This is a genomic window from Halovenus aranensis, from assembly GCF_900100385.1.
GTDB lineage: Archaea > Halobacteriota > Halobacteria > Halobacteriales > Haloarculaceae > Halovenus > Halovenus aranensis.
Genome location: NZ_FNFC01000002.1, coordinates 255,283 through 273,253 on the forward strand (window position 1 = coordinate 255,283; position 17,971 = coordinate 273,253).

The 17,971-nt window shown below is 61.9% G+C and carries 17 protein-coding genes and 1 tRNA gene; 7 read left to right on the forward strand and 11 right to left on the reverse strand.

Annotated features, from left to right (window positions below; all coding sequences use genetic code 11):
• Positions 1-27: 27 nt before the first annotated feature.
• Positions 28-663, forward strand: coding sequence for a ribonuclease HII (rnhB, locus tag BLR34_RS03145; protein WP_092699335.1), 636 nt, complete (start codon positions 28-30; stop codon positions 661-663).
• Here the strand turns inward: rnhB and BLR34_RS03150 are convergent.
• Positions 660-1,232 (reverse strand): zinc ribbon domain-containing protein, encoded by a 573-nt coding sequence (locus BLR34_RS03150; protein WP_092699337.1) that lies wholly within the window; start codon positions 1,230-1,232, stop codon positions 660-662. The genes rnhB and BLR34_RS03150 overlap by 4 nt on opposite strands.
• Before the next feature lie 138 nt (positions 1,233-1,370).
• On the opposite strand from BLR34_RS03150, the gene BLR34_RS03155 reads away from it, so the two are divergent.
• Entirely contained in the window at positions 1,371-4,013 is a 2,643-nt protein-coding gene (locus BLR34_RS03155; protein ID WP_092699339.1) for a heavy metal translocating P-type ATPase, read from the forward strand.
• On the opposite strand, the gene BLR34_RS03160 is transcribed toward BLR34_RS03155, so the two are convergent.
• Together BLR34_RS03160 and BLR34_RS03165 are read right to left on the reverse strand one after the other, a co-directional pair.
• The gene (locus tag BLR34_RS03160) at positions 4,010-4,663 is read right to left on the reverse strand and encodes a DUF7504 family protein (protein ID WP_092699341.1); all 654 of its coding nucleotides are present in this window, start codon (positions 4,661-4,663) and stop codon (positions 4,010-4,012) included. The two genes, BLR34_RS03155 and BLR34_RS03160, sit on opposite strands and share 4 nt — an antisense overlap.
• Complete coding sequence (locus BLR34_RS03165; protein ID WP_092699343.1) at positions 4,660-5,547, reverse strand: GAF domain-containing protein; 888 nt, start codon at positions 5,545-5,547, stop codon at positions 4,660-4,662. The genes BLR34_RS03160 and BLR34_RS03165 overlap by 4 nt, the downstream gene beginning before the upstream one ends.
• 183 nt (positions 5,548-5,730) lie before the next feature.
• Here BLR34_RS03165 and BLR34_RS03170 point away from each other — a divergent pair, with 183 nt between their 5' ends.
• The 3 genes from BLR34_RS03170 (at position 5,731) to BLR34_RS03180 (ending at position 8,818) form a co-directional block, all read left to right on the forward strand.
• Positions 5,731-6,288, forward strand: a complete 558-nt coding sequence (locus tag BLR34_RS03170) for an NUDIX hydrolase (protein ID WP_092699345.1) — start codon at positions 5,731-5,733, stop codon at positions 6,286-6,288.
• A complete protein-coding gene (locus tag BLR34_RS03175) occupies positions 6,285-7,637 on the forward strand; it encodes a hypothetical protein (protein ID WP_092699347.1) in 1,353 nt (450 codons plus the stop codon). The genes BLR34_RS03170 and BLR34_RS03175 overlap by 4 nt, the downstream gene beginning before the upstream one ends.
• Before the next feature lie 215 nt (positions 7,638-7,852).
• Positions 7,853-8,818 carry a transcription initiation factor IIB gene (locus BLR34_RS03180; RefSeq protein ID WP_092699349.1) on the forward strand — a complete coding sequence of 322 codons (966 nt, stop codon included), beginning with the start codon at positions 7,853-7,855 and terminating at the stop codon, positions 8,816-8,818.
• 28 nt (positions 8,819-8,846) lie between these two features.
• Here BLR34_RS03180 and BLR34_RS03185 read toward each other — a convergent pair whose 3' ends face one another.
• Entirely contained in the window at positions 8,847-10,907 is a 2,061-nt protein-coding gene (locus BLR34_RS03185; RefSeq protein WP_092699351.1) for an ATP-binding protein, read from the reverse strand.
• Between the two features lie 440 nt (positions 10,908-11,347).
• Here BLR34_RS03185 and BLR34_RS03190 point away from each other — a divergent pair, with 440 nt between their 5' ends.
• Together BLR34_RS03190 and BLR34_RS03195 are read left to right on the forward strand one after the other, a co-directional pair.
• Entirely contained in the window at positions 11,348-12,145 is a 798-nt protein-coding gene (locus BLR34_RS03190; RefSeq protein ID WP_092699353.1) for a class I fructose-bisphosphate aldolase, read from the forward strand.
• Between the two features lie 12 nt (positions 12,146-12,157).
• Complete coding sequence (locus BLR34_RS03195) at positions 12,158-13,012, forward strand: class 1 fructose-bisphosphatase (RefSeq protein ID WP_092699354.1); 855 nt, start codon at positions 12,158-12,160, stop codon at positions 13,010-13,012.
• On the opposite strand, the gene BLR34_RS03200 is transcribed toward BLR34_RS03195, so the two are convergent.
• The 7 genes from BLR34_RS03200 to BLR34_RS16595 all read right to left on the reverse strand — a co-directional run bounded on the left by BLR34_RS03200 (position 13,006) and on the right by BLR34_RS16595 (position 17,926).
• Positions 13,006-15,345 carry a PKD domain-containing protein gene (locus BLR34_RS03200; RefSeq protein WP_092699356.1) on the reverse strand — a complete coding sequence of 780 codons (2,340 nt, stop codon included), beginning with the start codon at positions 15,343-15,345 and terminating at the stop codon, positions 13,006-13,008. The two genes, BLR34_RS03195 and BLR34_RS03200, sit on opposite strands and share 7 nt — an antisense overlap.
• A gap of 70 nt (positions 15,346-15,415) precedes the next feature.
• A complete protein-coding gene (locus tag BLR34_RS03205; protein ID WP_092699358.1) occupies positions 15,416-15,874 on the reverse strand; it encodes a MaoC family dehydratase in 459 nt (152 codons plus the stop codon).
• A 40-nt stretch (positions 15,875-15,914) separates the two neighbouring features.
• Positions 15,915-16,745 carry an HD domain-containing protein gene (locus BLR34_RS03210; protein WP_092699360.1) on the reverse strand — a complete coding sequence of 277 codons (831 nt, stop codon included), beginning with the start codon at positions 16,743-16,745 and terminating at the stop codon, positions 15,915-15,917.
• 66 nt (positions 16,746-16,811) lie between these two features.
• A tRNA-Gln gene (locus BLR34_RS03215) sits at positions 16,812-16,914 on the reverse strand.
• A gap of 63 nt (positions 16,915-16,977) precedes the next feature.
• Positions 16,978-17,229, reverse strand: coding sequence for an MTH865 family protein (locus BLR34_RS03220; RefSeq protein WP_092699362.1), 252 nt, complete (start codon positions 17,227-17,229; stop codon positions 16,978-16,980).
• 136 nt (positions 17,230-17,365) lie between these two features.
• Positions 17,366-17,596, reverse strand: a complete 231-nt coding sequence (locus tag BLR34_RS03225) for a hypothetical protein (protein WP_092699487.1) — start codon at positions 17,594-17,596, stop codon at positions 17,366-17,368.
• Between the two features lie 156 nt (positions 17,597-17,752).
• Positions 17,753-17,926, reverse strand: a complete 174-nt coding sequence (locus tag BLR34_RS16595) for a DUF7560 family zinc ribbon protein (protein WP_218120835.1) — start codon at positions 17,924-17,926, stop codon at positions 17,753-17,755.
• Positions 17,927-17,971: the final 45 nt, after the last annotated feature.

The following is a 17,971-nucleotide window of genomic DNA, read 5'->3' on the forward strand; positions in this document are numbered from 1 at the left end:
TAATCGATTCAGGCCAGACACTGTGGTATGTACGTCGGTGTCGACGAGGCCGGGAAAGGGCCGGTCCTCGGCTCGATGTTCGTCGCGGCCGTGCGGGCGGAACCCGACGTGATACCGGCGGCTGTCGACGACTCGAAGCGCCTCGCCCCGGCTCGCCGCGAGGAGCTTGCCGACCAGCTCCGCGAGCAGGTCGACGCCGTCTCGGTCGTCGAGATACCGGTCGAGCGCATCGACGACCCCGAGACGGATATGAATCAGTTGACCGTCGACGGCCACGCCAAGGCGCTCGACGAACTCGCCCAAGGCGGCGACCACTGCTATCTCGACGCCGGCGACACGAACGCCGTGCGGTTCGAACGCCGGGTGCAGACGAGTATTGGTGCAGATGCCGACGTGCGCGCAGAGCACGGAGCAGACGAGACGTATCCGATTGTGGGCGCGGCGAGTATCATCGCGAAATCGGCCCGCGAAACCCATGTCGACGGATTAGCGTCTGAGTACGGTGCTGTCGGAAGCGGCTACCCCGGTGACGAGACGACGCGGACGTTTCTCCGCGATTACGTCCACGAGCGCGGCTCACTCCCTGCCTGTGCGCGAGAGTCCTGGCAGACCAGTCGTGACATCATGTGCGAGCGCGACCAAGCTGCGCTGACTGACTTCTAGTCGATGACGACGAGCCCGTAGATACCAAACGCCACCAGCGCGGCGAGAAAGAGACTGCTGGCGAACAGGAATCCGACCACGCTCGTGGCAATCAGCACCCAGAAATACCGGTTCGGAAGCTGTTCTTCGACGTAGTTTCGGACCGTCACCCCCAGCACCGCAAGCGCCATGACGACGCCGACGACTCCCGTTATCAGGACCACCTGTTCGGCGAACCCCGGTTCGATTTCCAGTCCGGCTTCGGCGGTCGTCTCGACCAACTCGTTCGCGACGCGGTCTGGCGAGAGGACCCGCAGCCCTCCTTCGAGCAGTGCGAACAGTGAAAATCCACCGACACCCCCCAACAGCAGTTTGTGGTCCGCTGGGTGGCGACCTGTCGACGACGATGACTGGTCGACCGGATACTTCCAGTCCTCGTCATCTGCATCCGACTGCCAGCCGTCTTCGCGACGGTCCGAGCGACGGGACTCAGCCTGTGTGCGCTCGCTGTCGCCGAACTGTCTTCCACACTCGGGACAGAAGTTCCCGTCTTCGGGCACACGGGTCCCGCATTCCGGACACTCGTTCATAGTCGATACTCCGGTTGACCAGCACAAAAACCCACTGGAGCAATCTCTGATTTACTTTCCAAAATTCTGTCGCGATTTCACTTTCGATACAAAGGGAAAAGGGAGATAACTCTTACCCACGTATCCCTAGGTAAGCCAATGGACTCACGAACAACCACAATCGAGATATCCGGGATGTCGTGTGCGACGTGTTCCGGCAACATCGAGGACGCGGTGGGTGACCTCGACGGCGTGACGGACGTGAGTGCAAACTTCGCGTCCGACGAGGGGCACGTCGAGTACGACCCCGACCGCGTCTCCCTGTCGGCTATCTACGCGGCCATCGAGGAGTCGGGGTACACGCCAGAGCGCAGCCAGCGAACAATTACCGTGCTCGGCATGTCCTGTGCGACGTGTTCGGGCACGGTCGAAGAGGCACTCGAATCGACCCCCGGCGTCCTCGACGCCGACGCCAACTTCGCCAGCGACGAGGCACTCGTCGGCTACAATCCCGCCCAGACGGACCCGCGAGAGCTCTACGACGCAATCGAGTCCGCGGGCTACGACCCGGTGGAGGAAGACGACGAGGACATGACCGACGAGCGCGAGCGCGCCATCGAGCGAGAACTCGGCAGACAGCGCCGACTCGTCGCTGGCGGCGCAGTTCTCACCGTTCCGTTCATCCTCCTGATGGTCGAGATGGCTCCGGGCGTGCCTACGCTCGTCCCCGAATCGATATTTGGCGTCTCTTTTCACTGGGTCGAGTTCGCCCTCGCGACGGTGCTGATGGCGACACTCGGCAGGGAGTTCTTCGAGGGAGCCGTCCGCGCGCTTGTCAACAACCGTCAGGCGAACATGGACACACTGGTCGCTGTCGGAACCGCGACCGGGTTCGTCTACAGTACAGCGGTCCTGTTCGACGTTATCACCGGCGGTCTCTACTTCGAGGCTGTCGCCTTCATCCTCTGGTTCATCACGGTCGGGAACTGGCTCGAAGCGCGCTCGAAGGCACGCGCCGGTGACGCGCTTCGAGAGCTGCTAGAGATGGAAGCCGAGGAAGCCACGATAGTTGTCGACGGCGAGGAGCAGACCGTTCGGCTAGCCGATGTCGAAGTCGGTGACCTAATGAAAGTCCGACCCGGCGAGAAGGTGCCGACCGACGGCGTCGTCGTCGACGGCCAGAGCGCAGTCGACGAGTCGATGGTGACCGGCGAATCCGTCCCCGTCGAGAAAAATAAAGGAGACGAGGTCATCGGCTCGACAATCAACGAGAACGGCGTCTTGCACGTCGAAGCCACACAGGTCGGCTCGGACACCGCAATTCAGCAGATTGTCGAGCGCGTCAAGGAGGCCCAGGCCAGCCAGCCCGACATCCAGCGCCTCGCAGACAGGGTGTCGGCGTATTTCGTCCCGGCAGTCATCGTCAACGCAGTCGTCTGGGCGACGGTGTGGTTCCTGTTCCCCGAACTGATGTACGACATCTCGTCGACGGTCAGCTCCTGGATACCAGCCCTCGAGCCCGTTGGCGGCGGCCCCGAACTTGCCGTCCCCGGCACAGAGGCCAGCCTGCCGCTGACAGAGTTCTCGATGGTCGTCCTCGCGAGCGCGCTACTCGTGGCCTGCCCCTGTGCGCTCGGGTTAGCGACGCCCGCGGCGACCATGGTGGGGTCGACCATCAGCGCCCGGAACGGCGTCCTCTTCAAGGGGTCGGACGTGCTCGAACAGTCACGTGGCATCGACGCGGTCGTCTTCGACAAGACGGGCACACTCACCCACGGCGAGATGGAACTCACTGACGTGGTCCCGGTCGCCGCGTTCGACGACCCCGCGACTGACGGCGGCGTCACGCCCGAGGAGTCAGACGCGACAGACCGCGGTCCGAGTATCGACCCGCCCGCCGACGAGGACGCGATACTCACCGCGGCCGCAAGCGCAGAGCGGGGGAGTGAACACCCAATCGCACAGGCAATTGTCGGGGGCGCACGCGACCGCGGCGTCGAGCTCTCCAGCCCGGATTCGTTCGAGAACGTCCCCGGCCACGGCATCCGCGCGAGTGCAACGGGCAGTGAGGTGCTGGTCGGGAACCGGAAGCTGTTGTCCGATGCCGGCATCGACCCGACGCCTGCGGCGACGACCATGGAACGACTCGAACGCGAGGGGAAGACGGCGATGCTCGTTGCGATCGACGGCGAGCTTGCAGGTGTACTGGCGACCGCAGACCGCGTCCGCGAGAGCGCAAAGACCACCGTCGAGACGCTGACCGACCGCGGTATCGACGTGATGATGCTCACCGGAGACAACGAGCGGACCGCCCGCGCGGTCGCCGCGGAACTCGGTATCGACCCCGACAACGTCCGGGCAGAGGTACTACCCGAGGACAAGGCAGACGCCATCGCGGAAATTCAGCGCGACGGCACCCGTGCGATGATGGTCGGCGACGGCGTCAACGACGCCCCTGCCCTGACCGGGGCACACGTCGGTCTCGCCATCGGGAGCGGGACTGACGTGGCAATCGAGAGCGCCGACGTGACGCTGATGCGTGACGACCCGGCAGACGTGCTCAAAGTCCTCAACGTGGCCGATGCCACCATCGAGAAGGTATACCAGAACCTCTTTTGGGCCTTTGTCTACAACACGACGCTCGTGCCGATTGCCTCCCTTGGCCTGCTGAATCCGGCACTCGCTGGCCTCGCGATGGCCGCCTCCAGCGTGTCGGTTATGTCGAACAGCCTCGCGTTCATCAACTACGACCCACACGAGCGGTATGTCTTCTTTCCGTTCCGGCCGTTCGCTCGCCGCTAGAGGCGTGCCGTAACCGTCTCCTCTGTCGGCCCGAACCCAGTCAGTGTCAGCTCTATCTTGTCGCCGTCGCTCTCGACATCGATACGTGCGGTCATCGACGTCTCCAGCCCAGTGAGCATGCTGTCGATATCCGTCTCCAGCGACGCGCTCGTATCGACCGCACAGACGCCCAGCCCCTCGTTGCGCCGGAGGTCTGTCAGAAACGTGGTGTTGAGGAACCGGTAGACAGACCGGGTGTCTTCGACCTCGTCGATAAGCGTCGAACACAGGAAGATGCCCGACCGGAAGCGGTCGTTTGTCTGGTTCACCTGCGAGACGAGATTCGAGAACTCCATACCGAGCGTCGTCAGGTCGCTCAGGTCGTCGATAACGGTGACATCGTCGCCCCGTGCCGGTCCCTCACAGGTCAAGATAGCAGCGTCTTGGCCGGCTCCGGCCCGTACGTCGTCGAGAATCCGCCTGACCGCTCGGCCGCCACTGTTTGTCGCCAGGACGACCGAGTACTCGCTTTCTTTTGCGGCAACGAGGGAGGCGAACACCCGCTTGAGTGCCTCGGTATCGTCGCCGGCTAGCAGGATTGAGGTGCCGCTCTCGACGTGTTCGTCCGGGAGCAGGTCGACGGTGAACCCACCTGCGTCAGAGAGGCTCATTGTGCCACCTCGCCGCCGCTATCGACAGCCTGACGCAACTCTAGAATCTCCATCGCGGTCTCGGCGTACTGCTGGAGCGTATCGCGCTCGTGGGCAGAGAACTCTCGTGGCTCGTGGTCGAGGGCACAGACCTGGCCGATGACCTGCCCGTTGGGCGCGGTCATGTTCGCGCCGGCATAGGAGACGATACCCAGATTCTTGAGCTGTTGGTTCTCGCTGAACCGGCTGTCGGCGTCGATGTCCTCGACCACCATCACGTCTTCCTGGAGCATGCTGTGGGTACAGATAGTGTCCTCCCGGGTCAGCGAGTCCCAGTCTGCGCCGGTACACGCCAGGAAGTTCTCCTCGTCTTTCTCGATGAGACCGATAAACGAGACAGCTACGTCGAGGTGGTCCGCAATGAGGTCAGTCAGCCGGTCGAAACTCTCCTCGACTGGAAGCTCCTCGACGTCGTACTCGGCGAGTGTTTCGAGGCGGTCGTCTTCATCCTCCGGCGCGAGAAAGCCCACCTGTGCGCTGTGCTCGATGACGTCGTTGACGACGAAACCGAGCCTGTCGTCCGCATCTGGCAGGTCGCGGTTCAGGTACTCCACGATGACCTCGTCGAAGCCCGTGGTGTCGATCTCGCCCGGCGAAACGTCGGTAAAGAGGATACTGGGTGTCTGCGGGGACTCCGATTTGAGCGCGTCGATGATATCCAGCCCCGTCCCGTCCGAGAGGTCGTAGGCCGTGACGACACAGACAATCGGTTCCTGGACGATTGTTTCGATAGCCGACTCGACCGAGGTAACTGAAATCGGCGCGAGCTGGTCGTCGTCTTCGAGCGTCGAAACGACGTCTGTCACACGCTCAGCAGTGTCGACACAGAGAACATTTCTCGTCATTGTAGAGTCTTGGCAAGTGCAGACATAAGCTCTTGTGTGTGAGTATCACAACTGATTCTGCCAGCCCCGAAACGTAGGTCGAATGCTTATTGGTTGCGCAGACGAAAGTCGGGGTATGATACTGCGACACGTGATTTGGCGGGTATCGGTCTGGGAACGTGGATTGCGGATTTTCGCGAGGCGATGACGAGCGTCGACGACCTCTGGTATCTGGCCGACGAGGCGAGCCAGCAGGCCGAACAGACCTACCACAGGCTCGCCGAGCAACACGAGGAGTTCCTGGAGTTCGAGACGACCAAACACGTCACCCGGCGTCGGTTTCGGACCGTCGCCGCACGCATCGAAGCCAACGGTGCGCCCTACGGCGCACACACGCTGGTACAGCGGCCCGACGGTGCGTTGTTGCTGGTACGCCACGAGGCACTGGGTCTTTGGGTCCTTCCCGGCGGTGAGACCGACGGCGACGAGACGTTCCGCGAGGCCGCCGTGCGCGAACTGGCCGAGGAGGCCGGTATCGAGGCAGCCTACGACGGACTCGGCATGCTCGGGCGCGTCCACTTCCGTGCTGGCGGCCACGACACCTGGGGAGTTCTCCCGCTGTTTGGGGCACGTGCCACCGATACCGAGCCAGTAGTCAACGACCCCGACGGCGAGATAACGGCGGCGCGCTGGTTCGAGGACCTGCCCGAGGACACGCGCGACCGCGAGCATCTCGAAACCTGGCGCGAGTACAACCGATGACTGACAGACCGACATTCGACCGACGGCGCGTCCTTCAGGGCATAGCAGGGACGCTACCGGCCGCCCTCGCAGGGTGTCTCGGCAGCGAGACGAGCAAAACGTACACAGACTGGATTCCGGCCAGTGAGGGGTTCACAGTTGCGTATCTCGATTTACAGGAGGCTGACAGCGATGACAACGCCGGGGCGCTGGTCCCGACGCTTTTGCCCTCACAGGACGCGATACTCGACGGCGGAGAGAGTGGCCCCGGTGCAGGCAGATTCGCCGTCGACGTCGACACAGAAGACCCACTGCTCGGGTTCCCGGTTCGAGCGAGCAGCAGCGTCCTCGCGTTTGCTTCGCTCGGGGTCGGCATCTCGGGACTGTACGAACTCGTTGACGGCACGGCCGACCAACCGGCACACGAACTGCTCTTTCTCGACGGCGTTATCGTGTTGACCGGAGGGTTCGACACCGACTACGTCGACGAGCGATTGCGTAGCGAGGGACCACTCCCACAGTTCAAGGTTCAACATCAGGTGCTTGGAGACCTGGGTGAGTACACCCTCTACGGTCCGGCCGACGCCGAGCGTGACACGGGCGGCGGTGCCACTGTTGCAGTCAACGAAGCGGCAATCGTACTCGGGGATGACCGCGAGGCCGTCGAGCGTGTCGTCGAGACCCGCGCCGGCGAGCGAGAAACTGCACCAGACCGATTCGACACCGTCGAGTGGCTCGCTGAGAGTGTCGAGGCTGGCAACGTCGTCGTTGGCCAGTACGGCGAGGAAAGTCTCGATAGCTACGGCGGTGGCGACAGTTCAGTCCTCGGGACGTTCGACCCGTCTGATGACGTTCTCGCCTCCCTGTCGCTCGATGACACAGATGGAACGGCAACGGCAACGCTCGCGGTCGCGGCCGAGGGTGAGCGAGAACGGCAACTCGAGACAATACTCGGCCAGGATGGAACAGACCGCTCGATGACAACAGAGGACGGCCGACTCACAGTCTCTGCGACCTACAGCGACGATATGCTAAAGACAATGCAGGTCGTCGAGGAGGACCCTCCCGACGACTCCGATTTCAAGCCGGAGCGCATCGACGAGGAGAATCGACTCGTCACCGACGTGAGCTTCAACGACCCCGAAGAAGGACTCGCAAAGGTGACCTTCACCGACGACCCTGCGGTCGAGTTCGACACCATCAGAGTCGAGTCGGTCGTTGGTGGCGGTGAGACAGAGCTCTCGGGTAACTTTTCTCCGGACTTCCTCCGGGTGTTCTTCGACCCAGCAGGTGACCAGGTGGTCGTCACGATTATCCATGGCGATACCACGGAGGTCGTCCATCGCGAGACCTACGAACCGTCCGAGTGACACGTTCTATCGCCACGACTCGCCAGTCATGGCAGGCTGTCTCACACTTAAGACTATGAATGACTCTGGGGAATATCGAGGTTTCGGCACGTCAGACAGCCGTTCGGGTTTGGATTGCGCAAGGTTTAAGTAATTTTCAGAGCAATTTAAACTCAGCGAAATTCACGGGGTATTTTCAGGAGACATCCTGCCCGAATTTCCACCCCCTACTACCCATGAGCAACTCGAATACACGGACACGGCAACAGCAGACGGAATCGACTGAGGAACGAGCAGACAGTAGCGTATCCTGCCCAGAGTGTAGCGGCAAGCTCGTTCAGGACGACGAGCACGGCGAGACAGTCTGTACAGACTGTGGGCTCGTCGTCGAGGAAGGGTCAGTCGACCGCGGCCCGGAGTGGCGTGCGTTCGATTCTCAAGAGAAAGACCAAAAGTCCCGCGTCGGTGCGCCGACGACGAACATGATGCACGACAAGGGGCTGTCGACGAACATCGACTGGCGGGACAAAGACGCCTACGGCAACGCGCTCGGCGCAAAACAGCGAAAGAAGATGCAGCGCCTGCGCAAGTGGAACGAGCGGTTCCGCACCCGTGACTCCAAGGAGCGCAACCTCAAGCAGGCGCTTGGCGAAATCGACCGGATGGCCTCTGCGCTTGGCCTCCCCGAGAACGTCCGCGAGACTGCGAGTGTCATCTATCGCCGCGCGCTCGACGAGAACCTCCTCCCGGGTCGCTCCATCGAGGGTGTCTCGACGGCCTCGGTATACGCCGCCGCGCGGCAGGCTGGTGTCCCGCGGTCGCTCGACGAAATCACCGACGTATCCCGCGTCGAGAAAAGCGAAATCGCCCGCACCTACCGCTACGTGGTCCGCGAACTCGGGCTCGAAGTCCAGCCCGCAGACCCCGAGAGCTACGTGCCCCGGTTCGTCTCCTCGCTTGGCCTCTCCGAAGAAGCCGAGCGCCGCGCCCGCGAACTCCTCCAGAACGCCAAAGAGCAGGGCGTCCATTCGGGCAAGTCGCCGGTTGGCCTCGCCGCCGCTGCTGTCTACGCCGCCGCACTGCTGACAAACGAAAAGACGACACAGGCCGCCGTCAGCGAGGTCGCGGACATCTCCGAGGTCACGATTCGGAACCGCTACCACGAACTGCTCGAAGCCGAGCAGGGCATCGCGCTCGCATAACGCCGTTCTCTCCCGTTTTCGACGGCTGCTACGCCGCGCTCTCGGACGAACGGGGAAGCCAGATTGTCACCGTCGAGCCCTCTTCGACGGTCGCTTCGAGTTCTCCGTCGAGACTCGTCACAATCCAGAACACGAGCCACAGGCCGAGTCCATCGCCGTGGACTAGCTGTGTCTCGGTGTTCGACTGCAGCACCTCTCGTTCCATCTCCGGAATCCCCGACCCGTTGTCGCTGACTGCAATCTCGACCTGGCTCTCGGTGAGACTGACCTCGATGTCGATGGCAGGGGGGTCGCCCCCGTGTTTTGCGGCGTTGTCGACGACCTCTGAAAGCGCCGTTTCGAACCGCTCGTGGGTGTCGGCCTCGGCACTCTCAGGCGCGTTCACCGACACCGAGGCCTCGGGATAACGCACCTCCAACTCGGAGACGGTCCGCTCGACCATCGGAACGATATCCATCGGTTCGAGGTCTGGAGACAGCTCCCGGTTCTCTTCGATTTTCTGGGCCGACTCGGTCAGGTCGAGCACCCGGTCTGCGGTGTCTCGGATGTGTGCTGCCTTGTCGGCGTCGTCGTCGTCGAGTGTGGATTCGAGTAGCCCCGCGTAGCTCGCGATGACACTCATTCTGTTGCGCAGGTTGTGGCGCAGGACGCGGTTGATGACGCTGATGAGTCCTTCGCGCTGGCGGCGCTCGGTCGCGTCACGGACCATCAGCTGGATGCCGACGACATCCTCGGGGCCGCGTTCGTCCTCGGCGACACTCCCGTCGTAGATTGGGACGCCACGGATGTCGCTGTAGACAGTCCGCCCCGCCTTGGTTTCGAGCGGAAAGTCCCGAACTCTGTTGGTCCGTCCGCTCAACACCGGCTCAATCTGGTTCCAGGCTCGTTCGGTTGTCGACTCGTCTGGGAGAGTAACAGCAATCTGCTGGCCTTCGAGTTCTGTGGCGGAGTAGCCGAGAAACTCTTCGACAGACGGCGAGACGAACGTGTAGTTCCCCTCCTGGTCGACCCGAAATACGAACGCGAAGCTCGCGTCGATGACTGCCCGGTAGAGCTCGTTTTGCTCGTCGAGTTCCCGCTCACGGTCGGCGAGCTGTCGCCGCTGGCGCTCGGTTTTGGTGACATCGGAGAGCTGCACGACCTCTGTACTCGATTGGCCCAGGGAAACCGTACTCGCCGAGACGAAGTAGAACCGCTGGTCGCCCTCATACTCGCGTTCGAGGATGTGGTCGTCGCTGCCGATTGCCTCGACGACGGCCGGAGCGGCTGCCGAGAGCCGACTCCCGGTTGCACCATTGAGTTCTGGCAACACGTCGCCAGCATTGCTCGAATAGTCCTTGATACGACCGTTCTCGTCGAGATAAATGGACAGGTCGTTCCCCCGGGCAGTCCGCTGTACGGCCAGAAACCGCCGCTCTGAGATGAACAGCACACCGACTGCAAACGCCGCGACACCAATCGGTGCGTAGATAACGTCAATCAGCCACGGCGTGAACAGCGCGGCGACATCGAACACGACTGGGACGCCAATTAATCCCGTCAGGATTGTCAGCGAGCGGGTCTCGTACCCTGACTCGAAGTATAGCTGGAAGAGCATAAACATGCCAAGTGCCGCGAGCACGTACGAGAGCCCGGTCGCAGTCCAGTGGAGGATGTTGTGCTCGATTGCCAGATAGGCAAACGGCGTCTCTACCTCGGTAGTCGTGAAGTACAGCCCGTGGAGTGGGTTGGTGACCTTGACCGAGACGACGGCCAGAAACACGCCCACACTGAGTCGCCGGAGCGATTTGTTCCGATGATAGCGCCGTCCGGTGTAGGCCGAACAGAAGTACAGCCACGCCCAGACGGTCCCGAACCCGAGTGCCAGCCCGACGATGTACGCCGGTTCTCGGAACGGGTCGGGAAAGATGAAAAAGACGGTCTTGAGCAGCGCCCAGCCCCCTGCCGTCGCGAGCAGCCAGACCAGTCCGCGACGGACGTCCGGGTCGTCGAACTTCCGCGCCCGTGCGATTGCGGCAATCGAGACGATGCCACTCACCGCAAACAGGGCTGTGTATAACTGCTCGACTGTTCCGACGCTCCCAATCATCTGACGTACGTTTATGCTCAGGGGGGTAAACGTTTCCGGCTACCCGGTTCCGTCAGTCTGTTAGTTCTGTCTTGGCCCGAACACCGCCTATATCGGGGTTCCCCAGACCAATTCGACGCCGTGGACCGATATCGCCCCGTCAGTGACCTGATTGTGTGGTTGCCGGTCGCCGAATTGTCTGGCTGGAACGCTACCTGAATCTGTACCTGTGTTATTTATTGATTTGTCTGTAACAACGAAAGTACGTTACCTAACCCTGTTGGGGTGTGGTAAGGCCGCGTCCATTCCGACGAAGTACCCGCGGTCCGACCGGTGGTAGACGACCGCAGTGCCGACGACGCCGGTCGTCGCTCAGTTGGCTGGTGTGTGATGGTCGAACACAGTCCGCTCAGAGAGGGTCAAAAGACCTTTATTCGTACTGCGTGCATCTCACGATAGCTATGCGACCCATCGACGACTCACCCCTCTCGCGGGACGGCAAGGTACTCATCCTCGCGTACGACCACGGACTCGAACACGGCCCCGTCGACTTCGAGGACGTGCCGGAAAGTGCGGACCCGGAGCGCGTTTTCGACGTGGCGACCCACCCGGCGGTGACGAGCCTCGCGGTCCAGAAAGGCGTCGCCGAGGCGTACTACCCCGCCTACGAGGAGGACGTGAACCTACTGGCGAAAGTCAACGGCACGTCGAACCTCTGGATGGGCGAGTACGACTCCGCGGTGAACTGGTCGGTCGAGTACGCTGACGAAGTCGGCGCCGACTCGGTCGGATTCACCCTCTATGGCGGTTCGAACCACGAGGTCGAGATGGCCGAGGAGTTCCGCGACGTACAGGAGGCCGCCCGCGACCACGACATGCCGGTCGTAATGTGGGCGTACCCGCGCGGTCAAGGCGTCAAAAACGACACCAAATCCGACGTTATCGCCTACGCCGCCCGTCAGGCGATGGAACTCGGAGCCGACATTGCGAAGGTCAAATACCCCGGCAGCAAGGCGGCCATGGAGCACGTCGTCGAGATGGCCGGGCCGACCAAAGTCATCATGTCCGGCGGTTCCAAGCGCAGCGACCGCGAGTTCCTCGAAAGCGTCGAGGCCGTCATCGACGCCGGCGGTGCGGGGCTGGCTGTCGGCCGGAACATCTTTCAGCGCGAGAATCCCGAGTACATTCTCGACGCACTGGAGGAGGTCATCTTCGAGGAGTCGTCCGTCGACACGGCACTCGCCGCCGCCGAGGAGTAACCACACACGAGCATGAGTGATACAATCGAGGCAGTCTTCGACACGGTCGCGGCCGTCGCCGGTGACGTGCGGTCGGTGTTGCGCTCTCGTCGCTCCTACGAGGCCGCAGAGAACCCGAGCGGCGAACAACAGCTCGCTGCCGACGTGTACGCCGACGAGCGACTCGAAGAGGAGTTACTCGACCTGCCGGCTGTCGGCTCGTACGCCAGCGAGGAACGGGACGGTCTCTGTGAGGACAGCGGCGCGTATCACGTCGCCTGTGACCCGCTCGACGGCTCCTCGAATCTTCAATCGAACAACGGAATGGGGACTATCGTCGGCATCTACGACGAACAGCCGCCGGCTCCTGGCGACGCACTCGTTGCCGCTGGCTACGTCCTCTACGGACCGATTACGACGATGGTGACTGCTGTCGGCGAGACGGTGACAGAGTTCCTCGTCGAAGATGGCACGCGAGAGGTGCTCAACGAGAGTGTCACCCTGCCAGCGGAGCCAGTGACCTACGGCTTCGGGGGTCGCGCTCCCGACTGGCCCGAGGCGTTCGCCACGTTCGTCGACGCCGTCGAGGCCGACCGCCTGAAGCTCCGGTACGGTGGGGCGATGGTTGCCGACGTGAACCAGGTGATGACCTACGGTGGTATCTTTGGCTACCCGATGCTCGCGGACAGGCCTGAAGGAAAGCTACGCCTCCAGTTCGAGGGACACCCGATGGCCTACATCGTCGAAGCGGCTGGCGGTGCCTCGTCCGATGGTGTCCAGTCACTTCTTGGGAAGACACCCACGGACATCCACGAGCGCTCGCCCGTCTTCGTCGGCAACGATGCGCTCATCGACGACCTCGAATCGACGCTGGCAGACGCTCAGTAGCCGAGATAGAACGCGACCGCTTTCAAGACGAGATAGAAGAATACCATTGGGATACCGATATACCCCAGTGCCGTCCACACTAACCCAAGCGGCAGAAAGCCGAGAAAGCTAAAGAGGCCGCCGCCGCTCCCGACATCCAGTTGCTCCTCGCTCGCTGTACCGCTGATGCTGATGTTGTAGGTCCCTGACTCGTTGAACGTCCGGGTGAACGTCACCGGGACGCTTGCGCCGCCGGGAACGGCCGGCACTTCGAAGGTGTCGACGACCTCGCCGTCGACTTCGAGCTCCGCGATATAGTCGGCCTCGTCGTCTTCTTCGTTCATCACTTCGCCGTCGACGCGGACGGCATCGCCGGTACCGATGCTCGACTGATTGAGCGTCACGTTAGCGACGGTGAACGCCCCCTCAGTGACGTTCAGTTCGTCATCCGGGGTGGTCCCGTTGGTGTCGCCGTCGCCGGCTGGCGCGACTGTCACCGTGCCTGCGTCTGTGCCGTTGACTCCGAACGAGACGGTACCGTTTTCGGTAATTGTCTGGCTGAATCGAACCGTCGCTGACTCGCCTGGGCCGACCTCGGCCTCGCGCGTGTCGACGACAGCGCCGTCGCGTTCGAGTCCCGCACGGAACGTGCCGGCACCATCGCCCGTGTTCTCCAGTCGGGCAGTAATCTCGACGCTGTCGCCGGGCGCTATTTCGGTTCGGTCGAGCGCCGCGTCAGTCACCTCGATAGCGGGGGTCTTTGTGTCGTCTCCGCCGTCGCTGGTGTCGTTCGAGTTGTCCGTGCCGCCCGAGCCGTCGGTCGGTGCTGTCCCGTTGGTTCCGATGACCGCAAACCGAGAGAAGCCCGGCGTCTCCGCGGCGAACTGATACCGCTCGCCGTCCTCGACCAGCACTGTCGTCTTGTGCGTCGTCCACGCGCCGTCAGACTCTCGCCGCAAGGCGACGTCGCTCGGTGAGATATCCAGCACGTCGAGTCGACGGGCATCGATACTGAAGATGAACTCCGCAGTCGAGACTTCGTTTTCCTCGAGGTCAGTGAGTACAGTGAACCCGCCGACTTCGACGTTGTCATCTGTAGCGGCGTCTGAAATATCTCCGGCCCCGAGACCGGAGAGTGCGAGCGAGAAACTCGTATCGACTGTCGGTGTGACCGAGAGCCTATCGAGCGAGATTGCGTTCCGGCTGACGAGCGACGCTTCGCTGTCGCTAATTGTGCCGATTTTGAGCTTCTCGCTCGCGAGCGCGCCCGTCACGCTGACGAGGCTGCTCCGGGCTTCTCCTGACGTGTCTCGGTTGACGATGACGACGGGGTCTGCTGTTCCGTTGTCTCTGTCAACGTCCTCACTGGAGTCGAGCCCGCCGGTGAGGTTCAGGTCTACTGTGTCTTGGTCCGTGTTCCCGAACCCGTCTCTGACGGTCAACGAGATTGTGTGTTCCTCGGGCGTGAACTCGTGAGAGACCTGCTCGCCGGTCGTCGTCGTGCCGTCGCCGAAGTCCCACAGATACGTGAGTTCACTCCCTGCCGACTGGCTCGCGTCGAAGGTGACGTTGAGGCCCCGCGAGGCGCCGAAGTCGATGCCGATGACCGCCTCTGGGTCAGTCCTGTCGGCCTGGATTTGCCGGCTCAGCGAGACGTTGCCGGTGTTTCCCGCTCTGTCTGTGACGCTGGTCAGCGAGACGGTGTACTCACCAGACTCCGGCGGCGTGTATCTCGCCACGTACCGGTTCGAAACCGGGTTGTCGAAGTCGTCGATTCCGAGTGTCGTGTTTTCGGGGCCGCTAATCGTGACGGCGATATCAGACAGACGCTCGTCGAATCTGAATTCGAGCTCCGCTGGACTCCCGATTGCGTCACTCACGTCTGTCCCGAGCACGCGCGGGGGAACGCCGTCCATCTCTGCTACCGTGACCGTCTGAGCGTCCCCGCCCGTTCGAATCTGTGTCCCGTTTAGGTTGCTGATGTCGCTGTCGCTCGCGATGCCGATTGTCAGCTCCGAGGCAGATATTGGCGCTGCCAACACGAGCGTGACCGATGCGTTCGTTCCATCTGGTCGACGCACGATGTGCGAGAGCTCGCCGTCGCTGAGGAGGAAGTCGTCGGTCTCTATCGTACTCATCAACAGCCCGGTGTCGTCGACGAGTGACACCTCGACTGCAGTCGTGTTCACCTTCTCACCACCGCCAAGCTCCGGCGGCGCGTCTCCGTCACTCGACTGTGCGCTCGTCACGTCTGTGGCGACTATCCCGAGCCCGAACAGCCCGACGACGGCTACGACCAGAAGCGTCGCCGCTGTCACACCAGCTAGGGCCGCTGTACGGTCGCCACTACTCATCTGGCGGAGGTACGACACACAGGCTTATAAATGCGGGTTCGTGATTCTTCTCGCTGAGAACGGTCCGGCCTCACTCCTCTGTGAACTCTGCTTTGAGCGCGAGGACGGTTCGCTCGAACGAACACACCAGGTCGTCGTCTTGGTTGAACGCCTCGACTTCCATCGTGACGACGCCGCGTTCGCCGTCGCTGGTCTCTCGCTTGTCGAGAACGGTCGTTTCCGCCCGAATCGTGTCTCCGTGAAAGACTGGTTCCGGGTGTTCGACATCGTCGTAGCCGAGGTTGGCGACGACGGTTCCGTCTGTCGTATCCGGAATCGTCATTCCGACGGCGAGAGCCAGCGTGTAGATGCCGTTGACGATACGCTCGCCGAACTGCGTCTCACCTGCGAACTCCCCGTCGAGATGCAGCGGCTGCTGGTTCATCGTCATATCGCAGAACCGCTGATTGTCGGACTCGCTGACCGTTCTGCGCTTGTCGTGGACGATTGTCTGGCCGACCTCGAACTCCTCGTAGTAGAGCCCTGTCATCGTCGGGAGATGCACCCGGGAACCCAATTAGCTTTCGGGCTCATAGCTCGATTCGCTCGACGATGGTGTCGTCGCCGTCGTGGGTGTTGACCGCGACGATACGGAGGAAGTCTTTGAGACCGGACCGCTCGATTTTCTTTTTCAGGAGGCTGTCGACCTGGTAGACGCCGGCCGCGTTCGTCATCTCTATTTCGACCAGTACGGGCTTGTCGACGTCCGTCTTGAGCGTCACGTCTTCGATAGCCTGACTGGAGACGGTGTTGATACCGCGGCCACCGCTCTCGTATGGAACTCGCGAGCGGCCCCGCTCCATGTCGAGGGCGTCTGCGACCCGGACGACGCCTGCCTCTCTGGTCAGTGGGTCCTCCTCGCTGTGGTGACAGACAATTGCGTGGAGCACTTCGCCTTTCACTCTGACCGCCTCGGCCGTGTCGTAGAACTCAGGTAGAATGCGGTCCAGAATGTCCGCGGCGAGCGGAATCGAATAGTACGCGTGGTCCTCGCGGTGAACGACGTGACCGATGTCGTGCAGTCGGGCCGCGAGTGCGATGATGACCGCCTCGTCTGCCTCGTCGAGGCCCTGGTCTGCTGCGCCGTTGAACTCGACGCCGCCCCGCTTGAGCAGGTCGTAGAGACAGAGCGCTCTGTTGTGGACAATTTCGATGTGTTTCGTGCCGTGGTCGTTGTAGCCCAGCCTGTCGACCGGGTTGGCGTTCTGAGCTTCGAGATAGGCTGTCACTTCCTCGTCGTCGTCGAGAAGCGTCAGTACCTCGTTGACGCGTTCGTCGGGAAACGCGTGTTCGGCATCGGGTTCGTAGTAGCGACCGATACCGTCTTCTGCGGTGTCGAGGGCCGTAGCGTCGTCACTCATGGGTTACAGTTCCAGCCAAGCCAGCAAAAACACCCCGGTTGTCCAACAGGCCGGGGCACCGCAGTATAGCCCTGGCTGGATTCGAACCAGCGTCAGCGGCTATCTCCCGCGCGGGGACATCCCAGACGCGTCCAAAGGCCGCTATGATTGGCCACTACACCACAGGGCTACAGCCCGGTCTATCAATCGCACGTACAAGTACATTACTTTCTCTCCGGGCTACCCCGTCGCCTCAGATGAGGTCTTGGTCTTCGAGCTGGTCAATCACGTCGTCGACGAACGCGTCGACGCTCTCGTAGGGCCAGTCGCCGCCGCTGATTTTCGTGTTCAGCTCCATCGCTGTCATGGAGAAATCGCCCGACTCGAACGTCGTCGAGGGTCCCTGTGGTAGTGCCGGTACGAGGTCCATCGGGCTGTTAATTGGATAATCTGCTCCTTCGAATGCTTCGGTGAACTGCTCGCGCAGGTCGTCTTTGTCGACCATATCTCTAGTATCTCGCTCCTGCTGAAAAAGATTTGTATCTGACGCAACTTTGCCGGTGTTGTGAGTTTATCGCCGGACGGGCAACAGACATAGCGGCGGCTACGCGAGGTGAGAGGGCTATCGCGACGGAGACAGGTCAGTTGTGCCCGTCGAGAAATCGGTACCGATAGGGCTGGTCGCGGATGACTTCGACAGCCCCTGTCTGTGCCTGTCGACCCAGTACTGTCGCTACGCGGTGAGCACTGTCGAACTCCTCACCGTGCTCGTCGAGCAACTCTAGAATCTCGCGCGCCGTCATCGGCTGGTCCGCGTCGGCCTTCTCAAGCACCGAGCGAATCCGCTCGAAGTCGCCTCGGCGTATGCGCATACACTCCCATTTGTCTTCTTCCATCATTAAATGGCGTCAGACATTCGTCCGACGCCTCAATCGCCGAAATCGGCAAACGAGAGAGTGCTCGAAACGTCACCTGTTGTCATACAGAAATGTCTACACTGACCAAGGCGACGGTCGCGAACTCGTGTCTCACTGCTCGGAAATGTGTTCGGCCGAGACGGGTGCCGTGCAGCGTGGACAGCCGTTCTGGAGGACGGCGTCGCGTGTCGATTCTGTCACCGGAAACTGCTCGTCACACTCCGGGCAGGCAAAGGTCTGGTTTCGCGAGACTGCCATCAGTTTCGTGTTCGTCTCGCTCACCATGGGTGTATAGCCACACTATCGGGGGGCATTCAAGTGTCTGTCCGG